The sequence below is a fragment of the Streptococcus mitis genome, assembly GCF_902159415.1.
Classification (GTDB): domain Bacteria; phylum Bacillota; class Bacilli; order Lactobacillales; family Streptococcaceae; genus Streptococcus; species Streptococcus mitis_BG.
Genome location: NZ_CABGJU010000001.1, coordinates 890,099 through 911,704, shown reverse-complemented (window position 1 = coordinate 911,704; position 21,606 = coordinate 890,099). Strand labels below are relative to the sequence as shown.

General features: G+C 39.3%; 18 protein-coding genes and 1 pseudogene. 14 read left to right on the top strand and 5 right to left on the bottom strand.

The features are described 5' to 3' along the window. Window positions 1-88 precede the first annotated feature (88 nt). The 3 genes from FN031_RS04765 (at window position 89) to FN031_RS04755 (ending at window position 3,982) form a co-directional block, all read left to right on the top strand. Entirely contained in the window at window positions 89-1,696 is a 1,608-nt protein-coding gene (locus FN031_RS04765) for a CTP synthase (RefSeq protein WP_142558068.1), read from the top strand. A 96-nt stretch (window positions 1,697-1,792) separates the two neighbouring features. Further along, window positions 1,793-2,740: a class I SAM-dependent methyltransferase gene (locus tag FN031_RS04760; protein WP_142558066.1), complete on the top strand. Its 948-nt coding sequence runs from the start codon at window positions 1,793-1,795 to the stop codon at window positions 2,738-2,740. A 54-nt stretch (window positions 2,741-2,794) separates the two neighbouring features. Beyond that, entirely contained in the window at window positions 2,795-3,982 is a 1,188-nt protein-coding gene (locus FN031_RS04755) for an acetate kinase (protein WP_142558064.1), read from the top strand. Window positions 3,983-4,041: 59 nt separating this feature from the next. On the opposite strand, the gene birA is transcribed toward FN031_RS04755, so the two are convergent. Beyond that, the gene (birA, locus tag FN031_RS04750; RefSeq protein WP_142558062.1) at window positions 4,042-4,977 is read right to left on the bottom strand and encodes a bifunctional biotin--[acetyl-CoA-carboxylase] ligase/biotin operon repressor BirA; all 936 of its coding nucleotides are present in this window, start codon (window positions 4,975-4,977) and stop codon (window positions 4,042-4,044) included. A 214-nt stretch (window positions 4,978-5,191) separates the two neighbouring features. Here birA and FN031_RS04745 point away from each other — a divergent pair, with 214 nt between their 5' ends. After that, the gene (locus tag FN031_RS04745) at window positions 5,192-6,382 is read left to right on the top strand and encodes an O-antigen ligase family protein (protein WP_142558060.1); all 1,191 of its coding nucleotides are present in this window, start codon (window positions 5,192-5,194) and stop codon (window positions 6,380-6,382) included. A 42-nt stretch (window positions 6,383-6,424) separates the two neighbouring features. Here the strand turns inward: FN031_RS04745 and FN031_RS04740 are convergent, their stop codons facing one another. Further along, window positions 6,425-6,973, bottom strand: coding sequence for an NADPH-dependent FMN reductase (locus FN031_RS04740; protein ID WP_142558058.1), 549 nt, complete (start codon window positions 6,971-6,973; stop codon window positions 6,425-6,427). Between the two features lie 270 nt (window positions 6,974-7,243). Here FN031_RS04740 and FN031_RS04735 point away from each other — a divergent pair, with 270 nt between their 5' ends. From FN031_RS04735 to FN031_RS04715, 5 genes are all read left to right on the top strand, one after another. Continuing rightward, window positions 7,244-7,732 (top strand): cell wall elongation regulator TseB-like domain-containing protein, encoded by a 489-nt coding sequence (locus FN031_RS04735; RefSeq protein ID WP_142558056.1) that lies wholly within the window; start codon window positions 7,244-7,246, stop codon window positions 7,730-7,732. Further along, the gene (locus FN031_RS04730; RefSeq protein ID WP_142558053.1) at window positions 7,729-8,907 is read left to right on the top strand and encodes a pyridoxal phosphate-dependent aminotransferase; all 1,179 of its coding nucleotides are present in this window, start codon (window positions 7,729-7,731) and stop codon (window positions 8,905-8,907) included. The genes FN031_RS04735 and FN031_RS04730 overlap by 4 nt, the downstream gene beginning before the upstream one ends. 149 nt (window positions 8,908-9,056) lie before the next feature. After that, window positions 9,057-10,400 carry an asparagine--tRNA ligase gene (gene asnS / locus FN031_RS04725; protein WP_142558051.1) on the top strand — a complete coding sequence of 448 codons (1,344 nt, stop codon included), beginning with the start codon at window positions 9,057-9,059 and terminating at the stop codon, window positions 10,398-10,400. A gap of 271 nt (window positions 10,401-10,671) precedes the next feature. Then, window positions 10,672-11,871: an MFS transporter gene (locus FN031_RS04720; RefSeq protein WP_142558049.1), complete on the top strand. Its 1,200-nt coding sequence runs from the start codon at window positions 10,672-10,674 to the stop codon at window positions 11,869-11,871. Window positions 11,872-11,938: 67 nt separating this feature from the next. Next, window positions 11,939-12,706 carry an epoxyqueuosine reductase QueH gene (locus FN031_RS04715; protein ID WP_142558046.1) on the top strand — a complete coding sequence of 256 codons (768 nt, stop codon included), beginning with the start codon at window positions 11,939-11,941 and terminating at the stop codon, window positions 12,704-12,706. 72 nt (window positions 12,707-12,778) lie between these two features. On the opposite strand, the gene ntdP is transcribed toward FN031_RS04715, so the two are convergent. The 3 genes and pseudogenes from ntdP to FN031_RS04700 form a co-directional block, all read right to left on the bottom strand. After that, entirely contained in the window at window positions 12,779-13,312 is a 534-nt protein-coding gene (gene ntdP / locus FN031_RS04710; protein WP_049504712.1) for a nucleoside tri-diphosphate phosphatase, read from the bottom strand. 88 nt (window positions 13,313-13,400) lie between these two features. Further along, a complete protein-coding gene (gene recX / locus FN031_RS04705; protein ID WP_142558044.1) occupies window positions 13,401-14,177 on the bottom strand; it encodes a recombination regulator RecX in 777 nt (258 codons plus the stop codon). 10 nt (window positions 14,178-14,187) lie between these two features. Further along, window positions 14,188-14,965 (bottom strand): annotated as a pseudogene (locus FN031_RS04700) (aminoglycoside 3'-phosphotransferase). A gap of 55 nt (window positions 14,966-15,020) precedes the next feature. Between FN031_RS04700 and rlmD the strand changes: the two are divergent. The 5 genes from rlmD (at window position 15,021) to FN031_RS04675 (ending at window position 21,585) form a co-directional block, all read left to right on the top strand. After that, window positions 15,021-16,388 carry a 23S rRNA (uracil(1939)-C(5))-methyltransferase RlmD gene (gene rlmD, locus FN031_RS04695; protein ID WP_142558042.1) on the top strand — a complete coding sequence of 456 codons (1,368 nt, stop codon included), beginning with the start codon at window positions 15,021-15,023 and terminating at the stop codon, window positions 16,386-16,388. Between the two features lie 117 nt (window positions 16,389-16,505). Beyond that, window positions 16,506-17,264, top strand: coding sequence for a triose-phosphate isomerase (gene tpiA / locus FN031_RS04690; RefSeq protein WP_142558040.1), 759 nt, complete (start codon window positions 16,506-16,508; stop codon window positions 17,262-17,264). Window positions 17,265-17,388: 124 nt separating this feature from the next. Then, window positions 17,389-19,125 (top strand): ABC transporter ATP-binding protein, encoded by a 1,737-nt coding sequence (locus tag FN031_RS04685; protein WP_142558038.1) that lies wholly within the window; start codon window positions 17,389-17,391, stop codon window positions 19,123-19,125. Window positions 19,126-19,135: 10 nt separating this feature from the next. Next, on the top strand, window positions 19,136-20,917 hold the full coding sequence (locus FN031_RS04680) for an ABC transporter ATP-binding protein (protein ID WP_142558036.1): 1,782 nt from the start codon (window positions 19,136-19,138) through the stop codon (window positions 20,915-20,917). Between the two features lie 149 nt (window positions 20,918-21,066). Continuing rightward, window positions 21,067-21,585 carry a Dps family protein gene (locus tag FN031_RS04675; protein WP_075566652.1) on the top strand — a complete coding sequence of 173 codons (519 nt, stop codon included), beginning with the start codon at window positions 21,067-21,069 and terminating at the stop codon, window positions 21,583-21,585. The last annotated feature ends 21 nt before the right edge of the window (window positions 21,586-21,606 follow it).

The window sequence follows — 21,606 nt, the reverse complement described above, 5'->3', positions numbered from 1 at the left end:
ATACTGGATTGTAGTTGTCGATGAAGGTCTTGTTTTCTTAGTCCCCCTCTAGTGAACAAGATCTTGAGCATTTTAGAAAGAGGAATCTATGTCTACGAAATATATTTTTGTAACTGGTGGTGTGGTGTCGTCTATTGGGAAAGGGATCGTTGCGGCGAGCCTAGGACGGCTCTTGAAAAATCGTGGTTTGAAGGTAACCATCCAAAAATTTGACCCTTATATCAATATTGACCCAGGGACCATGAGCCCTTACCAGCACGGGGAAGTCTTTGTAACAGATGATGGGGCTGAGACAGATTTGGACTTGGGTCACTATGAACGTTTTATTGATATCAATCTCAATAAATACTCAAATGTGACAACTGGTAAAATCTACAGCGAAGTTCTGCGTAAAGAACGTCGTGGAGAGTACCTCGGTGCAACTGTCCAAGTCATTCCTCATATTACAGATGCTTTGAAAGAAAAAATCAAGCGTGCTGCTCTTACGACTGACTCTGATGTTATTATTACAGAGGTTGGTGGAACAGTTGGAGATATCGAGTCCCTTCCTTTCCTAGAAGCTCTTCGTCAGATGAAGACAGATGTTGGTGCGGATAATGTTATGTATATCCATACAACCTTGCTTCCTTACCTCAAGGTAGCTGGTGAAATGAAGACAAAACCAACTCAACACTCTGTAAAAGAATTGCGTGGTTTGGGAATCCAACCAAATATGTTGGTTATTCGTACTGAAAAGCCAGCAGGACAAGGGATTAAAAATAAACTAGCTCAGTTCTGTGATGTGGCACCAGAAGCAGTTATCGAGTCATTGGATGTCGATCATCTTTACCAAATCCCACTTAAACTGCAAGCACAAGGAATGGATCAAATTGTCTGTGATCATTTGAAAATTGATGTACCTGCAGCAGATATGACAGATTGGTCAGCTATGGTTGATAAGGTTATGAACCTCAAAAAACAAGTCAAGATTGCACTTGTTGGTAAATATGTCGAGTTACAAGATGCTTATATCTCTGTAGTTGAAGCTTTGAAACACTCTGGTTATGCCAATGATGCAGAAGTGAAGATTGATTGGATCAATGCTAACGATGTGACAGCTGACAATGTGGCGGAACTACTTTCTGATGCTGATGGGGTCATAGTGCCAGGTGGTTTTGGTCAACGTGGCACTGAGGGTAAGATCCAAGCGATTCGCTATGCTCGAGAAAATGATGTACCAATGTTGGGAGTCTGCCTGGGAATGCAATTGACTTGTATAGAGTTTGCCCGTCATGTTTTGGGATTTGAAGGGGCTAATTCAGCAGAGCTTGATCCTGATACAAGATATCCAATCATCGATATCATGCGTGATCAGATTGATGTTGAGGACATGGGGGGAACCCTTCGTTTGGGACTTTATCCTTCTAAGTTGAAACGTGGTTCTAAGGCAGCGGTAGCTTATCATAACAAAGAAGTGGTCCAACGTCGTCACCGCCACCGTTATGAATTTAACAATGCCTTCCGTGAACAGTTTGAAGGTGCAGGATTTGTCTTCTCAGGTGTTTCACCAGACAATCGCTTGGTCGAAATTGTTGAAATCCCAGAAAACAAATTCTTCGTGGCTTGTCAGTACCATCCAGAACTTTCAAGTCGTCCAAATCGTCCAGAAGAACTTTACACTGCTTTTGTAACAGCAGCTGTTGAAAATAGTAAATAGTAAAATAAACCTTTGAGAGCCATCTCAGAGGTTTTTATTTGTTTTCAGTATTATGAAAATCTGGAAAATCAGCTCTGAATTTGGTAAGATAAGATTATGGATTTTGAAAAAATTGAACAAGCATATACATACTTATTAGAGAACATTCAAATCATTCAAAATGATTTGGCAACAAATTTTTACGATGCCTTGATTGAGCAAAATAGCATCTATCTAGATGGGCAAACTAATCTTCAGGTTGTTAAGGACAATAACAAATCTTTAAAGAGATTGGCTCTGAGAAAAGAGGAGTGGCTTAGAACCTATCAGTTTCTCTTGATGAAAGCTGCTCAGACAGAACCTCTTCAAGCAAATCATCAGTTTACACCGGATACAGTAGCCCTATTGCTTATTTTTATAATTGAGGAACTATGGCCAGGCCAAGAATTAAATCTGTTAGAATTAGGATCTGGTATGGGGATATTGGGTGCAAGTTTTTTGACCTCGCTGGATAAAAAAGTTGATTATTTAGGAGTCGAAATTGATGATCTTTTAATTGATTTAGCTGCTAGTATTACAGAGGTAATCGGTCTTCCAGCTGTTTATGCTCAGGGGGATGCGGTGCGACCACAAATTTTAAAGGAAAGTGATATCATTGTTAGTGATTTACCTATCGGTTACTACCCAGATGATCAAGTTGCCTCACGTTATGAAGTTGCGGCATCAGACGAACATACTTACGCTCACCATTTATTGATGGAACAATCGCTTAAGTACCTAAAAAATGGAGGTTTTGCAATTTTTCTAGCTCCAAGCAATCTTCTGTCCAGTCCTCAAAGCGATCTTTTAAAATTGTGGTTGAAAAAGAATGCTCAACTTGTTGCCATGATTACCTTACCAGAAAATCTCTTTAGTCAAGGTAGTAATTCTAAGGCTATTTTTGTTCTGCAAAAGAAAGGCTCAACAGCTGTAGAACCTTTTGTGTATCCACTAAGTAATCTACGTGATTCTCAGGAATTGGCAGACTTTAAAGAAAAGTTTCAAATTTGGAGTCAATATTCATGAAATTTGAACTGAGATTTGATATAATAGTTGAAAACGCTTAAAAAGGGGAAAATTATGTCTAAAACAATTGCAATTAATGCTGGTAGCTCAAGTTTGAAATGGCAACTGTATCAAATGCCAGAAGAACAGGTTCTTGCTAAAGGTTTAATTGAACGCATAGGTTTGAAAGATTCTATCTCAACAGTTAAATTTGATGGTCGTGCTGAAAAAGAAATCACTGATATTGAAAATCACACTGTTGCGGTTAAAATTTTGCTTGATGACTTGATTCGTTTTAATATTATTAAATCATACGATGAAATCACTGGAGTTGGACACCGTGTTGTTGCTGGTGGTGAAGTCTTTACGGATTCTGTAGTGGTAGAAGGTGATGTATTGGCTCAAATCGAAGAGTTGGGTCTACTTGCACCATTGCACACTCCAGCTAACGTAGCCGGAATTCGCGCCTTTAAGGAATTGTTGCCAAACGTAACTAGTGTTGCTGTTTTTGATACATCATTCCACTCAACTATGCCTGAGAAAGCTTACCGCTATCCACTGCCAACTAAATATTACACAGAAAACAAAGTTCGTAAATATGGTGCTCACGGAACTAGCCACCAATTCGTAGCTCAAGAAGCAGCAAAACTTTTGGGACGTCCGCTAGAAGAATTAAAATTAATTACATGTCATATCGGTAATGGTGGTTCTATTACTGCGGTTAAGGGTGGAAAATCTGTTGATACATCTATGGGATTCACTCCACTTGCAGGTGTGATGATGGGAACAAGAACTGGTGATATTGATCCAGCTATTATTCCTTACCTTATGGAACATACAAATGATTTTAATACACCTGAAGACATGATCAATGTTTTGAACCGTGAGTCAGGTTTACAAGGTATTTTTGGTAAATCTAGTGATATGCGTGATGTAGAAGCTGGCGTTGAAGCTGGTGACAAAGATGCAATTCTAGCTCACGAAATGTATGTAGATCGCATTCAAAAACACATTGGTCAATACTTTGCAGTTCTTAATGGTGCAGATGCTATTATCTTTACTGCAGGAGTTGGTGAAAATTCTGCATTAGTACGTAAAGATGTTATCGAGGGACTCTCATGGTTTGGATGTGATGTAGATCCAGAGAAAAATGTCTTTGGTGTGACTGGAGATATCTCTACAGCTGCAGCTAAAGTCCGTGTACTTGTTATTCCGACTGATGAAGAACTTGTGATTGCACGCGATGTTGAACGTTTGAAATAAATAGATCAATGAAAAATCGACCTTATAAGAAGGTCGATTTTTTGTTTTTGAAAAACAATTTACCATTTGGTTAGGGAGATTTCTCCACTGTTAAGCCATATTTTTTTACCATTAGCTAGCTCTATCTGGAGTTCGCCTTTATCTGAGATATTAGTTGCTTTACCAGAGAGTATTTCTTCTCCTTGTTTAAAACGAACTTCTTTGCCAAGGACTAGAGAGTTAGTTTTATAGAGATGAAGTAGTTCATAGGAATTGGTTTCGTAGAAACATCTCCAGATTTCAGCAATCAGTTCATTTCGAGTAATTAGAGCTCCATTAGGAAATAAACTTCCTGCCTTTTCTCTTAATTCTTGTGGGAAATCCATGATAGAAAAGTTTAGCCCAACACCGATGATAATGTCGGTAACCAGCCCAGTTTCAATAGAAGTGACGGCTTCGGTCAAAATACCGGCAATCTTTTTCTGATTCAAATAAATATCATTTACCCATTTGATACTGACATCTATCATAGCTAGATTTTTAATTGCTTTGTAGATAGCTCCTGCAACTAGGAGTGTATAAGCAGGTAACTGATCATAGGGGAGATTGGGTTTGATATGGAGGGACATATAGATTCCTCCTTGAGGAGGAGAAAAGTAGGGGCGATGGAAACGACCGCGCCCAGCTGTTTGACTAGTTGAGAGGTAGAGAGTATCACCAGTGCTACCTGCTTCTACAGCTTCTTTAGCATCCGTTTGAGTTGATTTGGTAATGGGTTTAAACTGAACAGTAATTGGACTGTTGGCTTCTATTTCTTGTGGTAAGATAAGGTCACCCTGAAGAAGTTTATAACCACGGTTTTTAATGCTGTCAATTATTAGCCCCTCTTGTTGGAGACGTTGGATGGCTTTCCATACTGCAGTACGGGAAATATTTAATCTTTCAGCAATCTTTTCTCCACTTAAGTAATCTGTTTCGGTAACTAGTATATTGTAAACTTGTTGATAAGATTTCATGTTCAGCCCTTTCTTGAATACCTGCTTTTATTTTATCATATTTTCATAGTCGTATTAGAACTTTGGATGGAATATCTAGAAAACAAATTATTTTACCTATATTTTAGTTGTATGTCTCTAGAGTTAGTAGTTTTCAAATCATTTGAAAAGTGGTAAAATATTTAAATAGTTTATGTAAATCTGAGTTTTAGGATTCAGAGAGAAAGGATCTGTTGTGAAATCAATAGGTATTATCGAAAAGTTAAAGGGGTTCTCGAAGAGAGAATTAATCTTATTGGGAGTCATTCTCAGTATCTTTTTACCGTTTTACCTTTTCTTAATTATATTCATCTCTTATCTAATAGGTCTAGTTATTACTGGAGAGATGAAGGGAATTTTAAAGAATCTTTCCAATCATTTTGTATTACTCTTATTTATTGCGTATAGTGGAGGCGTTTCTCTATTAGCTCAAAACCTAATGGGAATGGTAGCAACCCTAGCAATGTTCCTCTTTGCTATATTCTTTTACTATTATCAGGCGCATCTCACACCAAAGTTTTTTAGGTTCATGTTGCAGGGAATCTTGTCGCTCAGCATGCTAGCATCAGTTTTTGCAGCCTTAGAGCACTTTCAGATTGTAAAGAAATTTGATTATACTTTCTTATCACCTAAGATGCAGGTCTGGCATCAGAACCGTGCAGAGGTAGCCTTCTTTAATCCTAATTATTATGGGATTATCTGTTGCTTCTGTATTATGATTGGATTTTACCTAATTAGTACGACTCGATTGAGATGGTTGAGAATTTTCTCTCTCATTGCGATCTTTGCAAATTTGTTTGGATTAAATTTCACCCAAAATAGAACAGCTTTTCCAGCTATTATCTTTGGTGCGATTATTTATCTTTTCACTACTATTAAAAACTGGCGTGCATTCTGGCTCAGTATCGGAGTCTTTGGTGTTGGTCTAGCCTTCCTCTTCTCGAGCGATTTGGGAGTTCGAATGGGAACGCTCGATTCGTCTATGGAAGAACGAGTGTCGATCTGGAATGCAGGTATGACCTTATTCAAACAAAATCCCTTTTGGGGTGAGGGTCCCCTAACCTATATGCACTCTTACCCTCGTATTTTTGCTCCTTATCACGAACATGCTCATAGTATTTATATCGATACGATTTTAAGTTACGGTGTTGTAGGAACGGTGTTATTAGGGATTGCTTCTTCAGACCCAATTCGAAAATTAATCGATATGAGTCAAGAGCCGAGCAAACGTCCGATTGTTGGTCTTTATCTATCTTTCCTAACAGTAGTAGCAATACATGGAATTTTTGACCTAGCAATCTTCTGGATTCAGTCTGCTTTCATCTTCCTTTTGGTAATGTGTAGTTTGCCATTAAAACATAGTATGATTGGAGAATTTGTTGAATAAACAAAAAGATAGTAGAAATGAGATTTTCTACTATCTTTTTTATTATTGAATAGCTTGAAGTAAATCTTCAGCTTGTTGTTTAAGAGAAGTAGCGACGCTATCTTCAAGAACTAGTTTACCATCTGCCCAGGCAGAATCATTAACACGGGCTGCGGTAAAATCACCAACAACCTGTGTACGGATAAATGGCAAGAGGTCTTTGTAAATCGCAAAGAGTTGCTCATGTCCAGCATTAGCTACAGATGATACTGTAACAATCTTATCTTGAAGAGCAGATGCTCCACGAGTGTCAGTCAAGTCAATGGCGCGTGAAAGCCAATCGAGTAAGTTTTTCACAGTTCCTGGAATTGAGAAATTGTAGACTGGAGAGAAGATCCAGATTGCATCTGCAGCTAGAACAGCTTCGCGAGCCGCTGCAACAGCTGGAAGTGTAGGAACTTCAAGGTCTTGGCTAAATAGAGGAATGGCTGAGTAATCAAGGTAACTTACCTCAGCTTTGCCAGTAAGAGCCTTTTCAGCTTCTAGTGCCATTTGGTGGTTGAATGAACCTTCACGAAGTGAACCAACGATAAACAATACTTTTTTAGACATAGGGAGTCTCCTTTTAATTTTAATCTTTTAATCAGAATCACTCTGTTGTTACAGTATATGTTACAACAGAATAAAATCATTTGCAAGGGATATGATCAGAAAATTTTAATTCAATAAAGTGTAAGATTCAATTTAAGAATTGAGAATGATGACAAATCTATAAAATAAAGGATGGAGGCTTAATATCACTATTTTAAGAATGTATCGAAGGCTAAGGATGACCTCCTTAATTCACTTGTAATTCACTAGGATAGATGGTAAAATAGACGAGTGAAAAAGAGACAGAAAAAAGAAAAAAATTCCCTATTATTTCAGTACATTATTGGTATAACCTTGTTAACTTTAGTCATCACTTCTTCCTTTCTTTACTTGGTATGGCTCAGCATGAAGCCCTATCGGACTGCTAAGATTGAAGGAGAAAAGCTTGCTAAACAGTATGCGAATCTAGAAACGGTAAACCAAGTTGATTTTTTTAATGGGCTGGAAAGTTATTATAGTGTTCTTGGTCAAGATAAAAATCAGAAACCAGTTGCTGTTTTAATAGAAAAAAGCAACAACAATATTTACGTATATCAACTAGAAAATGGTACTTCTCAAGAAAAAGCAGAAGCAGTTGTCAGAGAAAAAGGAGCAACTGAAATTGACAAGATTACCTTTGGACGGTACGCTGATAAGCCAGTCTGGGAAATCAAGTCTGGAGGAGACTATTATCTGGTAGATTTTGAATCTGGCGCCTTAGTCGAAAAGGAGAAACAATGAAATTATCCAAACGTGTCTTAGAAATGGAAGAAAGTGTCACTCTGGCTAGTGATGCAAGAGCAAAGAAGTTAAAGGCTGAAGGAAAGGATGTTCTTTTCTTGACTTTAGGTCAGCCCGATTTTCATACTCCTGAAAACATTCAGGATGCTGCTATTGCAGCCATTCGAGATGGACGTGCTTCTTTCTATACGGTGGCTTCAGGTTTGCCTGAATTGAAAGCTGCAGTCAATACCTATTTTGAGCGTTATTATGGTTATTCTGTGAAGCCTAATGAGGTCTCTTTTGCGACTGGTGCCAAGTTCTCCCTTTATACTTTCTTTATGGCTGTTATCAACCCTGGAGATGAGGTAATCATTCCTACTCCTTACTGGGTCAGCTATGGGGATCAGGTTAAGATGGCAGAAGGCCTTCCAGTATTTGTCCAAGCCAAGGAAGACAATCACTTTAAAGTAACTGTGGAGCAATTAGAAGCAGCTCGAACAGATAAGACTAAAGTCTTGGTACTAAACTCACCATCTAATCCGACTGGGATGATCTATTCTCGTGAAGAATTGTTATCCATTGGAAATTGGGCAGTTGAGCATGATATTCTTATCCTAGCAGATGATATTTATGGTCGTTTGGTCTATAACGGCAATGAGTTCGTTCCAATCTCTAGTCTGTCAGAAGCTATTCGCAAACAAACTATTGTCATCAATGGAGTGTCTAAGGCCTACGCTATGACTGGTTGGCGTGTTGGTTATGCAGTTGGTGATCTAGAAATTATTGCGGCTATGAGCAAATTGACTGGGCAAACGACTTCTAACCTGACTGCTGTATCTCAATACGCAACCATCGAAGCGCTAACTGGTTCCCAAGACTCTGTAGAAACCATGCGTCAGGCTTTCGAGGAACGTTTGAATGTCATCTATCCACTCTTGTGTCAAGTTCCTGGTTTTGAAGTCGTCAAACCGCAAGGAGCTTTCTATCTCTTCCCAAATGTAAAAAAAGCTATGGAGATGAAAGGCTATACAGATGTAACAGCATTTACAACGGCTATTCTTGAGGAAGTTGGTCTGGCCCTGATTACAGGAGCAGGATTTGGAGCACCAGAGAATGTCCGTCTCAGCTATGCGACAGACCTAGATACACTCAAAGAAGCTATTCGTCGCTTGCACCAATTTATGGAAAAATAAAAATAAGATCTTCGTCGTCTTGACGGAGATTTTTTTGGATAAAACCGGAGATTTTTCTCTGATAGAATCTAGCTATCAGGCATTATTTGTGGTACAATAGTGGGTAATAATGTCTTTAGACAAGTTAAACAAAAAAAGGAAGATAAAACATGACAAAACGTGTAACAATTATCGAAGTAAAAGACTACGTTGGTCAAGAAGTCACTATTGGTGCTTGGGTTGCTAACAAGTCAGGAAAAGGGAAAATTGCCTTCTTGCAATTGCGTGACGGAACTGCCTTTTTCCAAGGTGTGGCTTTCAAACCAAACTTTATCGAGAAATTTGGTGAAGAGGTAGGTCTTGAAAAATTTGAAACTATCAAACACTTGAGCCAAGAAACTTCTGTCTTTGTAACAGGGATTGTTAAAGAAGACGAGCGCTCAAAATTTGGTTATGAGTTGGATATTACAGACATCGAAGTGATCGGTGAATCTCAAGATTACCCAATTACTCCAAAAGAACACGGTACAGACTTCTTGATGGACAACCGCCACTTGTGGCTTCGTTCACGCAAACAAGTAGCAGTGATGCAAATTCGTAACGCTATTATCTATGCAACTTATGAGTTCTTTGATAAGAATGGTTTCATGAAATTTGATAGCCCAATCCTTTCAGGAAATGCTGCAGAAGATTCTACAGAACTGTTCGAAACAGACTACTTTGGAACACCAGCTTACTTGAGTCAATCTGGTCAGCTTTATCTTGAAGCAGGTGCTATGGCTCTAGGTCGCGTCTTTGACTTTGGTCCAGTATTCCGTGCGGAGAAATCAAAAACTCGCCGTCACTTGACTGAGTTCTGGATGATGGATGCGGAGTATTCATACTTGACACACGACGAGTCACTTGACTTGCAAGAAGCTTATGTTAAAGCGTTGCTTCAAGGTGTTTTAGATCGTGCTCCACAAGCCTTGGAAACCTTGGAACGTGATACAGAGCTCTTGAAACGCTACATTGCAGAGCCATTCAAACGCATTACTTACGATGAAGCTATTGACCTCTTGCAAGAGCATGAGAACGACGAAGACGCTGACTACGAGCATTTGGAGCATGGAGATGACTTTGGTTCCCCACACGAAACTTGGATTTCAAACCACTTTGGTGTCCCAACCTTCGTAATCAACTACCCAGCAGCTATCAAGGCCTTCTACATGAAACCAGTTCCTGGGAACCCAGATCGCGTGCTTTGTGCAGACTTGCTTGCACCAGAAGGTTACGGAGAAATCATCGGTGGTTCCATGCGTGAGGAAGACTACGATGCCCTTGTTGCTAAGATGGAATCACTTGGTATGGATCTTACAGAGTACGAATTCTACCTTGACCTTCGTAAATATGGTACAGTACCACATGGTGGATTTGGTATTGGTATCGAGCGTATGGTAACCTTCGCAGCAGGTACAAAACACATCCGTGAAGCCATTCCATTCCCACGTATGTTGCACCGTATCAAACCATAATAACTATGAGGCTGGGACAAAAGTCCTAGCCTCTCAATTGTCTTTGGATTATCGAGCAAGACGAAGTGGTTGAGTGGGCTCTACTACGCTGATTTCATCAGCTTTTACAACCCTACTCAACTGTGCGGATGTGGGACGACGAAATCGAATTCTAACGAATGACCGATTTCTGTCCCACTCTCACTTTAAATGAAAGAGGTGGAGAAAATGTAGGCAAATCTAGGTAAGTCTTTTAGAAACAATCAAATTACATATTGAAAGAGAGAAAACGATGTTTAAAAGAACTTACAAAGGCAATATTCCACTCCTAGCAGGTCTGGAATTTACATCTTATTTTGGAATTACTAGTTTTTGGATTTTATTCTTTATTCAAAATGGTCTTTCCTTACTTCAAATCGGTCTATTAGAGAGTATCTTTCATGGGACAAGTCTCTTATGTGAAATCCCATCTGGTATGTTGGCCGATCGATTTAGCTACAAGACCAATCTCTATTTGGCTCGCTTGGCCAGTATTGTGTCCTCTATCTTGATTTTGTTTGGTCAGGGGAATTTTTGGATCTATGCTCTTGCCATGATGGTCAGTGCCTGGTCCTATAATTTTGACTCGGGAACCAGCACCGCTTTCTTATATGATTCTGCGGTAGAAGCGGGTCAAAAGGACCGATATCTTCAGATTTCAAGCTTTTTGTCTGGTGTGGCAGAAGTCACCCGAACCCTAGGTACAGTTGTCGCAGGCTTCTTTATTCACGGAGCATTGACTTGGACCTATCTAATTGCTATTGGATTATCTTTTCTTTCTATAATCTTGATTTATTTTATGAAAGAACCAATGGCTAAGATAGGAACAAATGAAGTCTTAACCTTTAAAACGATTGTCCTGCAAGTTCGAAAAGAATGGCAGGAAAAACCAGTACTCTTTTACTGGATGATGACTTATCAGCTAGTCGGAACACTCATGTGCATGTTTTACTTTTACTATCAGCAGAAAATAAGTGACTTAGCAGGATGGCAGGTTTCACTGGTTATGCTGATTGGTAGTTTGCTAAATCTATTGGCGGTTTATGTAGCTAGTCAAATCGGTAAAAAATGGAATAGCAATCGAGTTTTTCCGATTCTTGTTGTACAAACGGGCTTGACCTTGTTATTTGTAGTTATTGGTACACCCTTGGCTTATCTATTGATCTATCTCTTGACTAATGGACTATATGCAGTTTATCAGCCTATCTATTTCAATGACTTACAAGGTTATTTACCTTCCAGTGTAAGAGCAACTATGCTTAGTATCAATTCCATGCTCTTTAGTCTTTCCATGATTGTCATTTTCCCATTGACAGGTTGGTTAATCGATCGTTGGGGTCTTGTAGCTGTCTTTTTAGTTCTAGGCCTTATCTTACTTTTAATTTATCCTATATTAATAATCAGTCTAAAAAGGATGGGCAAGCTATTAAATCAGGACTTAAAAACTGAATAAAGCACGAAATCCTATTTGCCCAAAGAGCCTTCTTGTGATAAAATAACAAGAAGAAAAGGAGAAGAGCATGATTGATGTAGAAGAAATTCTAAGTAAGATGAATCCCAATCAAAAGATCAACTATGACCGTGTCATGCAAAAGATGGTCCAAGTTTGGGAAAAAAATAAAGAAAGACCAACTATTCTCATGCACGTCTGTTGTGCTCCCTGCAGTACCTACACTTTAGAGTACTTGACTAAGTATGCCGATGTGACCATTTATTTTGCTAATTCCAATATCCATCCCAAGGCAGAATATCATAAGCGTGCTTATGTGACCCAAAAGTTTGTCAGTGATTTTAATGAGCGAACTGGCAATAACGTCCAATATCTAGAAGCACCTTATGAACCCAATGAATACCGTAAACTGGTTCGAGGTTTGGAAGAAGAACCGGAAGGTGGGGATCGCTGCAAGGTTTGTTTTGACTATCGCTTGGATAAGACAGCACAGGTAGCGATGGACTTAGGATTTGACTACTTTGGCTCGGCCCTGACGATCAGTCCTCACAAAAATTCACAAACTATCAATAGTATCGGGATTGATGTGCAGAAAATCTATACCACTCATTATCTTCCGAGTGATTTTAAGAAAAATCAAGGTTACAAGCGTTCTGTAGAAATGTGTGAAGAGTACGATATTTATCGCCAATGCTACTGTGGCTGTGTCTATGCCGCTCAAGCCCAAAATATTGATTTGGTACAGGTCAAGAAGGATGCAACAGCCTTTATGGTAGATAAGGATATTGAGAAAGATTATTCCCATATCAAATTCACCGTTACGAAATTAGATATTTAAAGAAAAACCTGCCGCAAGGCAGGTTTTTTCTTATAAAAAAGGTCAGGATTTTGTTCCTGACCTTTGACAACTTTACCGATTCTTTAGTTCTACGTAGCGTTTGTACCAAATGTTGACATAGGCTTCTGAGAAGGGGCCTCGTTCATTGTTAATCCAATCAACAAGAATCTTGACATGCTCTTTCAAAATATAGTCTAAGTCAGAAGAATACTTCATTTTTCGCTTATGTCGTTCATATTCCTCAACGTCCAAGAGGCGTTTCTCACCATCTGTAAAAACTTTAACATCCAAATCATAGTCAATGTATTTTAAAGCTTCTTCGTCTAGATAGTAAGGACTTGCCATATTGCAGTAGTAGGAAATACCATTATCACGAATCATAGCGATAATATTAAACCAATATTTCTTGTGAAAGTAAACAATAGCCGGTTCTCTAGTCACCCAACGACGACCATCACTCTCGGTAACGAGTGTATGGTCATTGACGCCGATAATAGCGTTCTCTGTTGTTTTTAGTACCATGGTGTCTCGCCAAGTGCGGTGAAGACTACCATCATGCTTATAACTCTGAATTGTAATAAAGTCGCCTTCTTTTGGAAGTTTCATAACTAACCAACTTTCTACAATTTATAAGTTTATCGTTTACTATTGTATCACATTTTTGTTTAAAGTTCTTAGTTTTTTTATGAAAAAATTAAAGATATTCTCTGAGTGCGCTGGCTATATCCGAAAAATCGTAGCCTTTTCGTGCTAAAACTTGGGTCAAACGCTGCTTGAGTTCGTATCCTTCATACTTTCGTGAATATTTCCGATATTGCTTGTCTAACTCTTTAAAAATTAGTTCCTGAACGGTTTCCTCTTCTATCTGGCTATCCAGTTGGTCAAAGGCTGTTTTAGCTTCCGAGTAGGAAAACCCTTTGTTGGTAAGATTTTGGATTATCTTATCTTGTAGAGCGCGAGCAGGTAATTTTCCCTGGTATTTTTTCAATAGTTTTTCAGCCGTACGCTCAGCGACTTCTGTCAGATCAAATTCTTGTAAGACTTCTTGGATGATAGACTTAGCAACTCCCTTTTGGGAAATCTTTTGTATGAGCATGTAGCTTCCCTTGTCACCAGATAGCTGATTGGAATTGATGATCGCATAGGCATACTGACGGTCATTGATCCAGTTGTCATCCTTGAGGGCTTGGATGACTTGTGGTATGATTTTCTCATCAATCTCATGTTTAACTAAATAGTCTCTGACCTCTTTTTCAGTACGATCCTTGAAGGATAAGTGGTAGAGGGCTAGATTCTTTCCGTAGGAGAATTGTGCAAAGGCCTGAATCTCTGTCAACTCTTCGGAACTAATTTCCTTGTCCTTGGTCAACATAAAGCGAACAATGGTATCCTCGGTAATATAGCAGGTTTGGTCACTATCAAATTCTAGCAGATAGAGACGTTTTTTCTTTTCTAGTTTTGTGATTTTCATGGTTTTCCTTTTATCCAAACGCTTCAAAGGCAGCAACGAGTCGAAAGTTTATTTACATCGACCTGTTCTCTCCCATAATAGTCAAGAAATAGTTCAGCGTATTTAGGGTCATGTAGGTTATAGTTGAGGGACCAAATTGCCCAAAAGAGATCGATATGTCGATCACTGAAATCAGCTAAGCCAAGGTCAATAAAGCAAGAGAATTGGTCAGCATCTTTGAGAATAAAGTTTGGTAGACAGGCGTCCCCGTGAATAAAGGCATCTGTCTTTAAAAGGTGCCCTTGTTCTCGAATGAGCTGGAAGGCCTCTTCGCGACTGTTGATTTGGAATTGGGGTAGGAGGGCCTTAGCATAGAACTCCCCTTTTTCATAGTTTTTAAAGGCTCTGTCTTTATAGGTCTGCAAATGATTTTCTGATGGAAAATTTTGCGGATAAAAACTGTGAAGTTTTTTAAGAGCCTCGGCTATGGTTCGGCAGATTTTTTCTGGTTGATCTAAAAAAGCGAGAGTATCATGACCAATAGCCTCTTTAGTCAGGAGGTAGTCTTTATCTTTAGATAGATAGTGGATGACTGGAGTTCCTATTCCCTCCTGTTCAAACAAACGCGCAATGCTAGCTTCTCGCTCTAATTTTCCCTTTTGATCTATTTTCAAATAGTAACCTGAATCAAGATAGAGAACCCTTGCGCCTGAATGAGAAGAGCTGTCAGAAAGAGTTGCTCCCTCTATATAAGTTCGTAATTGCTCAGGAAAATCCAATGGGGAAAAATGAGATATCTTTGTATTCATGGTTTTATTGTAACATATTCTTAACCATTGAGAAACTACGTGGTATAATAGACTTATGAGTCTTAAAGTCAAACAAAAAATTCCATTAAAAATTAAGCGTATGGGAATTAACGGGGAAGGTATCGGATTTTTCCAGAAAACCCTTGTTTTTGTTCCTGGAGCCCTCAAGGGAGAAGATATCTATTGTCAGGTGACTTCTGTTAAGCGTAACTACGTTGAGGCAAAACTCCTTGAGGTCAATAAAAAATCTAAGTTTCGAGTGGTACCAGACTGCACCATTTATAATGAGTGTGGAGGATGTCAAATCATGCATCTACATTATGATAAGCAGCTGGAGTTTAAAACGGACCTTCTCAATCAAGCTCTGAAAAAATTTGCACCCGCTGGTTACGAAAACTATGAAATCAGACCAACCATTGGCATGCAGGAACCCAAGTATTATCGAGCTAAACTACAATTCCAAACTCGAAAGTTTAAAGGCCAAGTTAAGGCGGGATTATATGCTCAAAATTCCCATTATTTGGTCGAGTTAAAAGACTGCCTAGTCCAAGACAAGGAAACGCAAGCTATTGCCAATCGCATTGCTGAACTCTTGACCTATCATCAAATTCCGATTACAGATGAACGGAAAATTCTGGGTGTTCGGACCATCATGGTTCGTCGCGCACGGAAAACTGGGCAAGTTCAGATTATCATTGTGACCAATCGTCAATTGAATCTGACTCAATTTGTAAAAGACCTAATCAAGGATTATCCTGAAGTGGTGACTGTGGCTGTCAATACCAATACTGCCAAAACTAGTGAGATTTATGGGGATAAGACAGAGATTATTTGGGGTCAAGATAGTATACGTGAAGGTGTATTAGACTACGAATTTTCTCTTTCTCCGCGAGCTTTTTACCAGCTCAATCCTGAACAGACTGAAGTCCTCTATAGTGAAGCCATTAAAGCCTTAGATGTGACTGAGGAAGACCATCTGATTGATGCCTATTGTGGTGTTGGAACTATTGGCTTTGCTTTTGCCAAAAAAGTTAAAAGTCTGAGAGGGATGGATATTATTCCAGAAGCCATTGAGGATGCCAAAGAAAATGCCCAGCGCATGGGTTATACCAATACTCACTATGAGGCTGGAACTGCCGAAGAAATTATTCCTAGATGGTACAAGGAAGGCTATCGTGCCGATGCTTTGATTGTAGATCCGCCTCGTACAGGTTTGGACGACAAGCTCTTGGATACCATTGTCAAATATGCTCCTGAAAAGATGGTCTATGTTTCCTGCAATGTATCTACCTTGGCACGTGATTTAGTCAGATTGATGGAGGTCTATGACCTGCATTATATCCAGTCAGTTGATATGTTTCCACACACCGCGCGGACGGAAGCAGTGGTTAAATTGACCAAGCGCGAATCATTTTCTAAATAGAATTAAGAGCACGAAAATTTTTGAAAATCAGCTTTCTGGTTACAGAGTAAGATTTGCAAGCTCCCTATAATTATGATAAAATAAATAGAAAATATAATGAAAAACGAGGTAAGTGAAATGTCACGTAAACCATTTATCGCTGGTAACTGGAAAATGAACAAAAACCCAGAAGAAGCAAAAGCATTTGTTGAAGCAGTTGCATCAAAACTTCCTTCATCAGACCTTGTTGAAGCTGGTATCGCAGTTCCTGCACTTGACTTGACAACTGTATTAGCCGCAGCTAAAGGAACTAATCTTAAAGTTGCAGCTCAAAACTGCTACTTTGAAAACGCTGGTGCTTTCACTGGTGAAACTAGCCCACAAGTTTTGAAAGAAATCGGTACTGACTACGTTGTTATCGGTCACTCAGAGCGTCGTGACTACTTCCATGAAACTGACGAAGATATCAACAAAAAAGCAAAAGCAATCTTTGCAAACGGTATGCTTCCAATTATCTGTTGTGGTGAGTCTCTTGAAACTTACGAAGCAGGAAAAGCTGCTGAATTCGTAGGTGCTCAAGTATCTGCTGCTCTTGCAGGATTGACAGCTGAGCAAGTTGCTGCATCAGTTATCGCTTACGAGCCAATCTGGGCTATCGGTACTGGTAAATCAGCTTCACAAGACGATGCACAAAAAATGTGTAAAGTTGTTCGTGACGTTGTAGCAGTTGACTTTGGTCAAGAAGTAGCTGATAAAGTACGTGTTCAATACGGTGGTTCAGTTAAACCTGAAAACGTTGCAGAATACATGGCTTGTCCAGACGTTGACGGAGCTCTTGTTGGTGGTGCATCACTTGAGCCTGCAAGCTTCTTGGCATTGCTTGACTTTGTAAAATAAGTTTCAAATATCTGAGACAGACAGTTCCCTCCCTAGAGGTTAAGACTGCCTGTCTTCTTTTTAGTAAAAAGGCGTGCGTAAGCACGCTCTTTTCTGCATTTTGAATGAAAAAGAAAGGAGAATTATGCTTTATATTTGGTCTTATCTCAAACGTTATCCCAAGTGGTTGATTTTAGACTTTCTCGGAGCAGTTTTCTTTGTCATTGTCAATCTAGGTCTACCGACTGTTCTGGCTCGTATGATTGACCAGGGGATTAATCAAGGTAATGAAGGAAAGCTCTATTTTTGGGCTGTTATTATGTTGGTCATTATCGTCTTGGGGACATTTGGACGGATTGTCCTGTCCTATGCTGCTAGTAAATTGACTACCAACATGGTTAAAGACATGCGCAATGATGTCTATGCTAAGCTACAAGAGTATTCTCATCACGAATATGAAAAGATTGGTGTATCTTCACTGGTTACTCGTATTACTAGTGATGCCTTTGTTCTTATGCAGTTTGCGGAACAAACCCTTAAATTAGGTGTCATCACTCCCATGATGATGCTCTCTAGTGTTCTCATGATTTTCTTGACTAGTCCTTCACTAGCTTGGATTGTAGCTTTTTCAGTACCTTTCTTAGCAGTCGTTGTTGTCTATGTAGCTGTAAAAACTCGACCTCTATCAGAAAAACAACAGAAAACACTGGATAAGATTAATCAATATGTCCGAGAGAATTTGATGGGCTTACGAGTGATTCGAGCCTTTGCTCGAGAAGAATTCCAAGAAGAACGCTTCGCAGAGCAAAATGCAATCTATGCTGATAATTCGAGTCGCTTGTTTAAATTGACAGGCTTGACCGAACCTCTTTTTGTACAAATCATTATCGCTATGATTGTGGCAATTGTTTGGTTTGCTCTAGATCCTCTCCAACAAGGAAGTTTGCAGATTGGGGATTTGGTAGCCTTTATCGAGTACAGCTTCCATGCCCTCTTGTCCTTCTTATTCTTGTCTAGCCTCTTTACCATGTACCCACGTACTGCCGTATCCAGTGAGCGCTTGAAGGAAATTATGGATATGCCCATTTCCATTGATCCAAATGAAAATGGCATTAGGGAGACAGAAACACATGGTTACCTAGAATTTGAAAATGTGACCTTTGCTTATCCTGGTGAGACAGAAAATCCTGTTCTTCATAATATTTCCTTTAGTGCTAAACCGGGTGAGACTATTGCCTTTATTGGTTCGACGGGTTCTGGGAAGTCTTCATTGGTTCAGTTGATTCCACGTTTTTATGATGTTACCTTAGGGAAAATCAAGGTTGATGGAGTTGATGTGCGGGAATACCGACTCAAGTCCCTTCGTCAAAAGATTGGTTTTATTCCTCAAAAAGCTTTGCTCTTTACTGGAACGATTGCTGAAAATCTGCGTTACGGGAAAGAGGATGCTAGTCGTGAAGAGTTGAATCAAGCAGCCGATGTTGCCCAAGCCAAAGACTTTATCGAAAGTCGTGAAGAAGGTTTTGGAACCCATCTAGCTGAAGGTGGAAGTAACCTGTCTGGTGGACAAAAGCAACGTTTATCGATTGCCAGAGCAGTTATCAAAGAGCCGGATATCTATATCTTTGACGATTCGTTCTCAGCCTTGGACTATCGTACGGATGCTATTTTACGTCGTCGTCTTAAGGAAGTCACTCAAAATGCAACGGTTTTAATTGTTGCCCAGCGGGTTGGAACCATTATGGATGCTGATCAGATTATCGTCCTTGATAAGGGAGAAATCGTTGGTCGTGGATGCCATGAGGAATTGATGGCAACCAATGACATCTATAGAGAAATTGCAGAGTCGCAACTAAAAAATGCGTCTCTAACAGAAGAGTAGGAGGTAAAGGATGAAAAAACAATCTAGTTTAGCTCGTCTATGGAGCTATTTAAAAGCCTACCGTTTCTCTATCTTTCTCGCAGTATTTCTTAAGATTCTGAGTACGGTTATGAGTGTTATTGAGCCTTTTGTCTTAGGGCTTGCCATTACAGAATTAACCTCTAATCTCCTTGACATGGCTAAAGGAGTTGCAGGCGCTGGACTTAATACTAGCTATATTGCAATCATTCTGGTCATCTACCTCTTACGAGGGGTCCTCTACGAATTAGGTTCATATTATTCTAATTATTTTATGACCAATGCTGTGCAGTCCATGATACAGGATTTGCGTAGAGAAATGAATAAAAAAATCAATCGTATTCCTGTATCTTACTTTGATAAGCATCAGTTTGGAGATTTACTGGGACGTTTTACCAGTGATGTAGAGACTGTGTCCAATGCTCTTCAGCAATCCTTCTTACAGATTGTCAATGCTGTATTTACGATCCTTCTAGTAATGGGAATGGTATTATACTTAAATCTTCAGTTAGCTATGATCGTTATTTTATCAATTCCAGTGACCTATTTTGGAGCTAAGACCATCATGAATCGTTCCCAGCCTTATTTTAAACAACAGGCGGCTATCTTGGGACGCATGAATGGTTTTGTGCAAGAAAACTTGACAGGTTTTAATGTTTTGAAGCTCTATGGACGTGAAGAAAATACGCAGCAGGAATTTGCAGATATTACCTATGAATTGCAACAGGTTGGCTTTAAGGCTAGCTTTATCTCAGGTTTGATGATGCCTGCTCTACATATCGTATCAGATTTGACTTATCTGATTGTTGCAGTTTTAGGAGGTATACAGGTTATTGCGGGGCGTTTGACGATTGGTAATATGCAGGCCTTTGTCCAATACGTCTGGCAAGTTAGCCAGCCTATCCAAAACATCACCCAGTTAGCAGGGCAAATGCAGAGCGCCAAGTCTTCCCTTGATCGTATTTTTGAAGTTTTGGATGAAACGGAGGAAGTTCAAGATCTTGAAGTGAAAGAACTATCACCTTTGACTGGGCAAGTTAGCTTTAGGAATGTTGATTTCCAATATGTAGAAAACAAACCGTTGATTCGTAATTTCAACTTAGATGTTGAACCTGGAGAGATGGTAGCCATTGTTGGTCCTACTGGAGCAGGAAAAACAACCTTGATTAACCTTCTCATGCGTTTTTATGATGTAACTGCTGGAGCTATTTTAGTGGACGGTCAAGATATTAGAGACTTATCTCGTCAGGACTATCGTCGCCAGTTTGGTATGGTCTTACAGGATGCTTGGCTCTATGAAGGTAGCATCAAGGAAAATCTTCGCTTTGGGAACCTTGAAGCAACAGATGAGGAAATCGTTGAAGCAGCTAAGGCTGCTAATGTAGACCACTTTATCCGCACTCTTCCTGGAGGCTATAACATGGAGATGAACCAAGAGTCAAGTAATATTTCTCTTGGTCAGAAACAGCTTTTAACCATTGCGCGTGCCCTCTTAGCAGATCCAAAAATTCTAATCCTTGATGAAGCGACATCATCAGTTGACACCCGTTTAGAACTCTTGATTCAAAAAGCTATGAAGCGTTTGATGAAGGGAAGAACAAGCTTTGTCATTGCTCACCGTCTTTCGACAATTCAGGAAGCTGATAAGATTTTGGTACTTAAAGATGGACAGATAATCGAACAGGGAAATCATGAAAGTCTTTTAGCTGCGAAAGGTTTCTATTATGATCTTTATCAAAGTCAATTTTCTAGTAAAAACAGAGAAAATAGCTAGGATAAATAGCCACTCATTTTCTTAAATTATCAGTCAATTACAACTTTTTTAATATGAGTTAATTTCCTTGCTTTTGTCTACTTGGAGTAGTATACTGAGGTAGTAATCAATAAATATGGTTACAAAAATAATTTTACGAGGTGAGAAAAATGGTTGAATTGAAAAAAGATGCATTAAAAGATGTAACAACATTATCTAAGACAGCTCCTGAAACGCTAGTAAAAACGAAGGAAGTCTTGAATCAAGCCGTGGCAGACTTGTACGTAGCGCATATCGCTCTTCATCAAGTACACTGGTACATGCGTGGACGTGGTTTTATGGTATGGCATCCTAAGATGGATGAATACATGGATAGCCTTGATGGTTACCTTGATGAAATCAGCGAACGCTTGATCACTCTTGGTGGCAAACCATACTCTACTTTGACAGAATTCCTTCAACACAGTGAAATCGAAGAAGAAGTTGGAGAGTTCCGTAACGTAGAAGAAAGCTTGGAACGTGTCCTTGAAATTTATCGTTACTTCATCACTCTTTTCCAAAAAGCATTGGATGTAACAGATGAAGAAGGTGATGATGTTACTAATGATATCTTCGTTGGTGCTAAGGCTGACCTTGAAAAAACAGTCTGGATGCTTGCGGCAGAATTAGGACAAGCACCTGGTTTGTAAAAAGCATTAGGTAAATAAAAA

Coding starts and splice junctions, on each gene's coding strand:
- FN031_RS04765 (WP_142558068.1), top strand. CDS start 89: ATGTCTACGAAATATATTTTTGTAACTGGTGGTGTGGTGTCGTCTATT.
- FN031_RS04760 (WP_142558066.1), top strand. CDS start 1,793: ATGGATTTTGAAAAAATTGAACAAGCATATACATACTTATTAGAGAAC.
- FN031_RS04755 (WP_142558064.1), top strand. CDS start 2,795: ATGTCTAAAACAATTGCAATTAATGCTGGTAGCTCAAGTTTGAAATGG.
- birA (WP_142558062.1), bottom strand. CDS start 4,977: ATGAAATCTTATCAACAAGTTTACAATATACTAGTTACCGAAACAGAT.
- FN031_RS04740 (WP_142558058.1), bottom strand. CDS start 6,973: ATGTCTAAAAAAGTATTGTTTATCGTTGGTTCACTTCGTGAAGGTTCA.
- FN031_RS04730 (WP_142558053.1), top strand. CDS start 7,729: ATGAAATTATCCAAACGTGTCTTAGAAATGGAAGAAAGTGTCACTCTG.
- asnS (WP_142558051.1), top strand. CDS start 9,057: ATGACAAAACGTGTAACAATTATCGAAGTAAAAGACTACGTTGGTCAA.
- FN031_RS04720 (WP_142558049.1), top strand. CDS start 10,672: ATGTTTAAAAGAACTTACAAAGGCAATATTCCACTCCTAGCAGGTCTG.
- FN031_RS04715 (WP_142558046.1), top strand. CDS start 11,939: ATGATTGATGTAGAAGAAATTCTAAGTAAGATGAATCCCAATCAAAAG.
- ntdP (WP_049504712.1), bottom strand. CDS start 13,312: ATGAAACTTCCAAAAGAAGGCGACTTTATTACAATTCAGAGTTATAAG.
- recX (WP_142558044.1), bottom strand. CDS start 14,177: ATGAAAATCACAAAACTAGAAAAGAAAAAACGTCTCTATCTGCTAGAA.
- rlmD (WP_142558042.1), top strand. CDS start 15,021: ATGAGTCTTAAAGTCAAACAAAAAATTCCATTAAAAATTAAGCGTATG.
- tpiA (WP_142558040.1), top strand. CDS start 16,506: ATGTCACGTAAACCATTTATCGCTGGTAACTGGAAAATGAACAAAAAC.
- FN031_RS04685 (WP_142558038.1), top strand. CDS start 17,389: ATGCTTTATATTTGGTCTTATCTCAAACGTTATCCCAAGTGGTTGATT.
- FN031_RS04680 (WP_142558036.1), top strand. CDS start 19,136: ATGAAAAAACAATCTAGTTTAGCTCGTCTATGGAGCTATTTAAAAGCC.
- FN031_RS04675 (WP_075566652.1), top strand. CDS start 21,067: ATGGTTGAATTGAAAAAAGATGCATTAAAAGATGTAACAACATTATCT.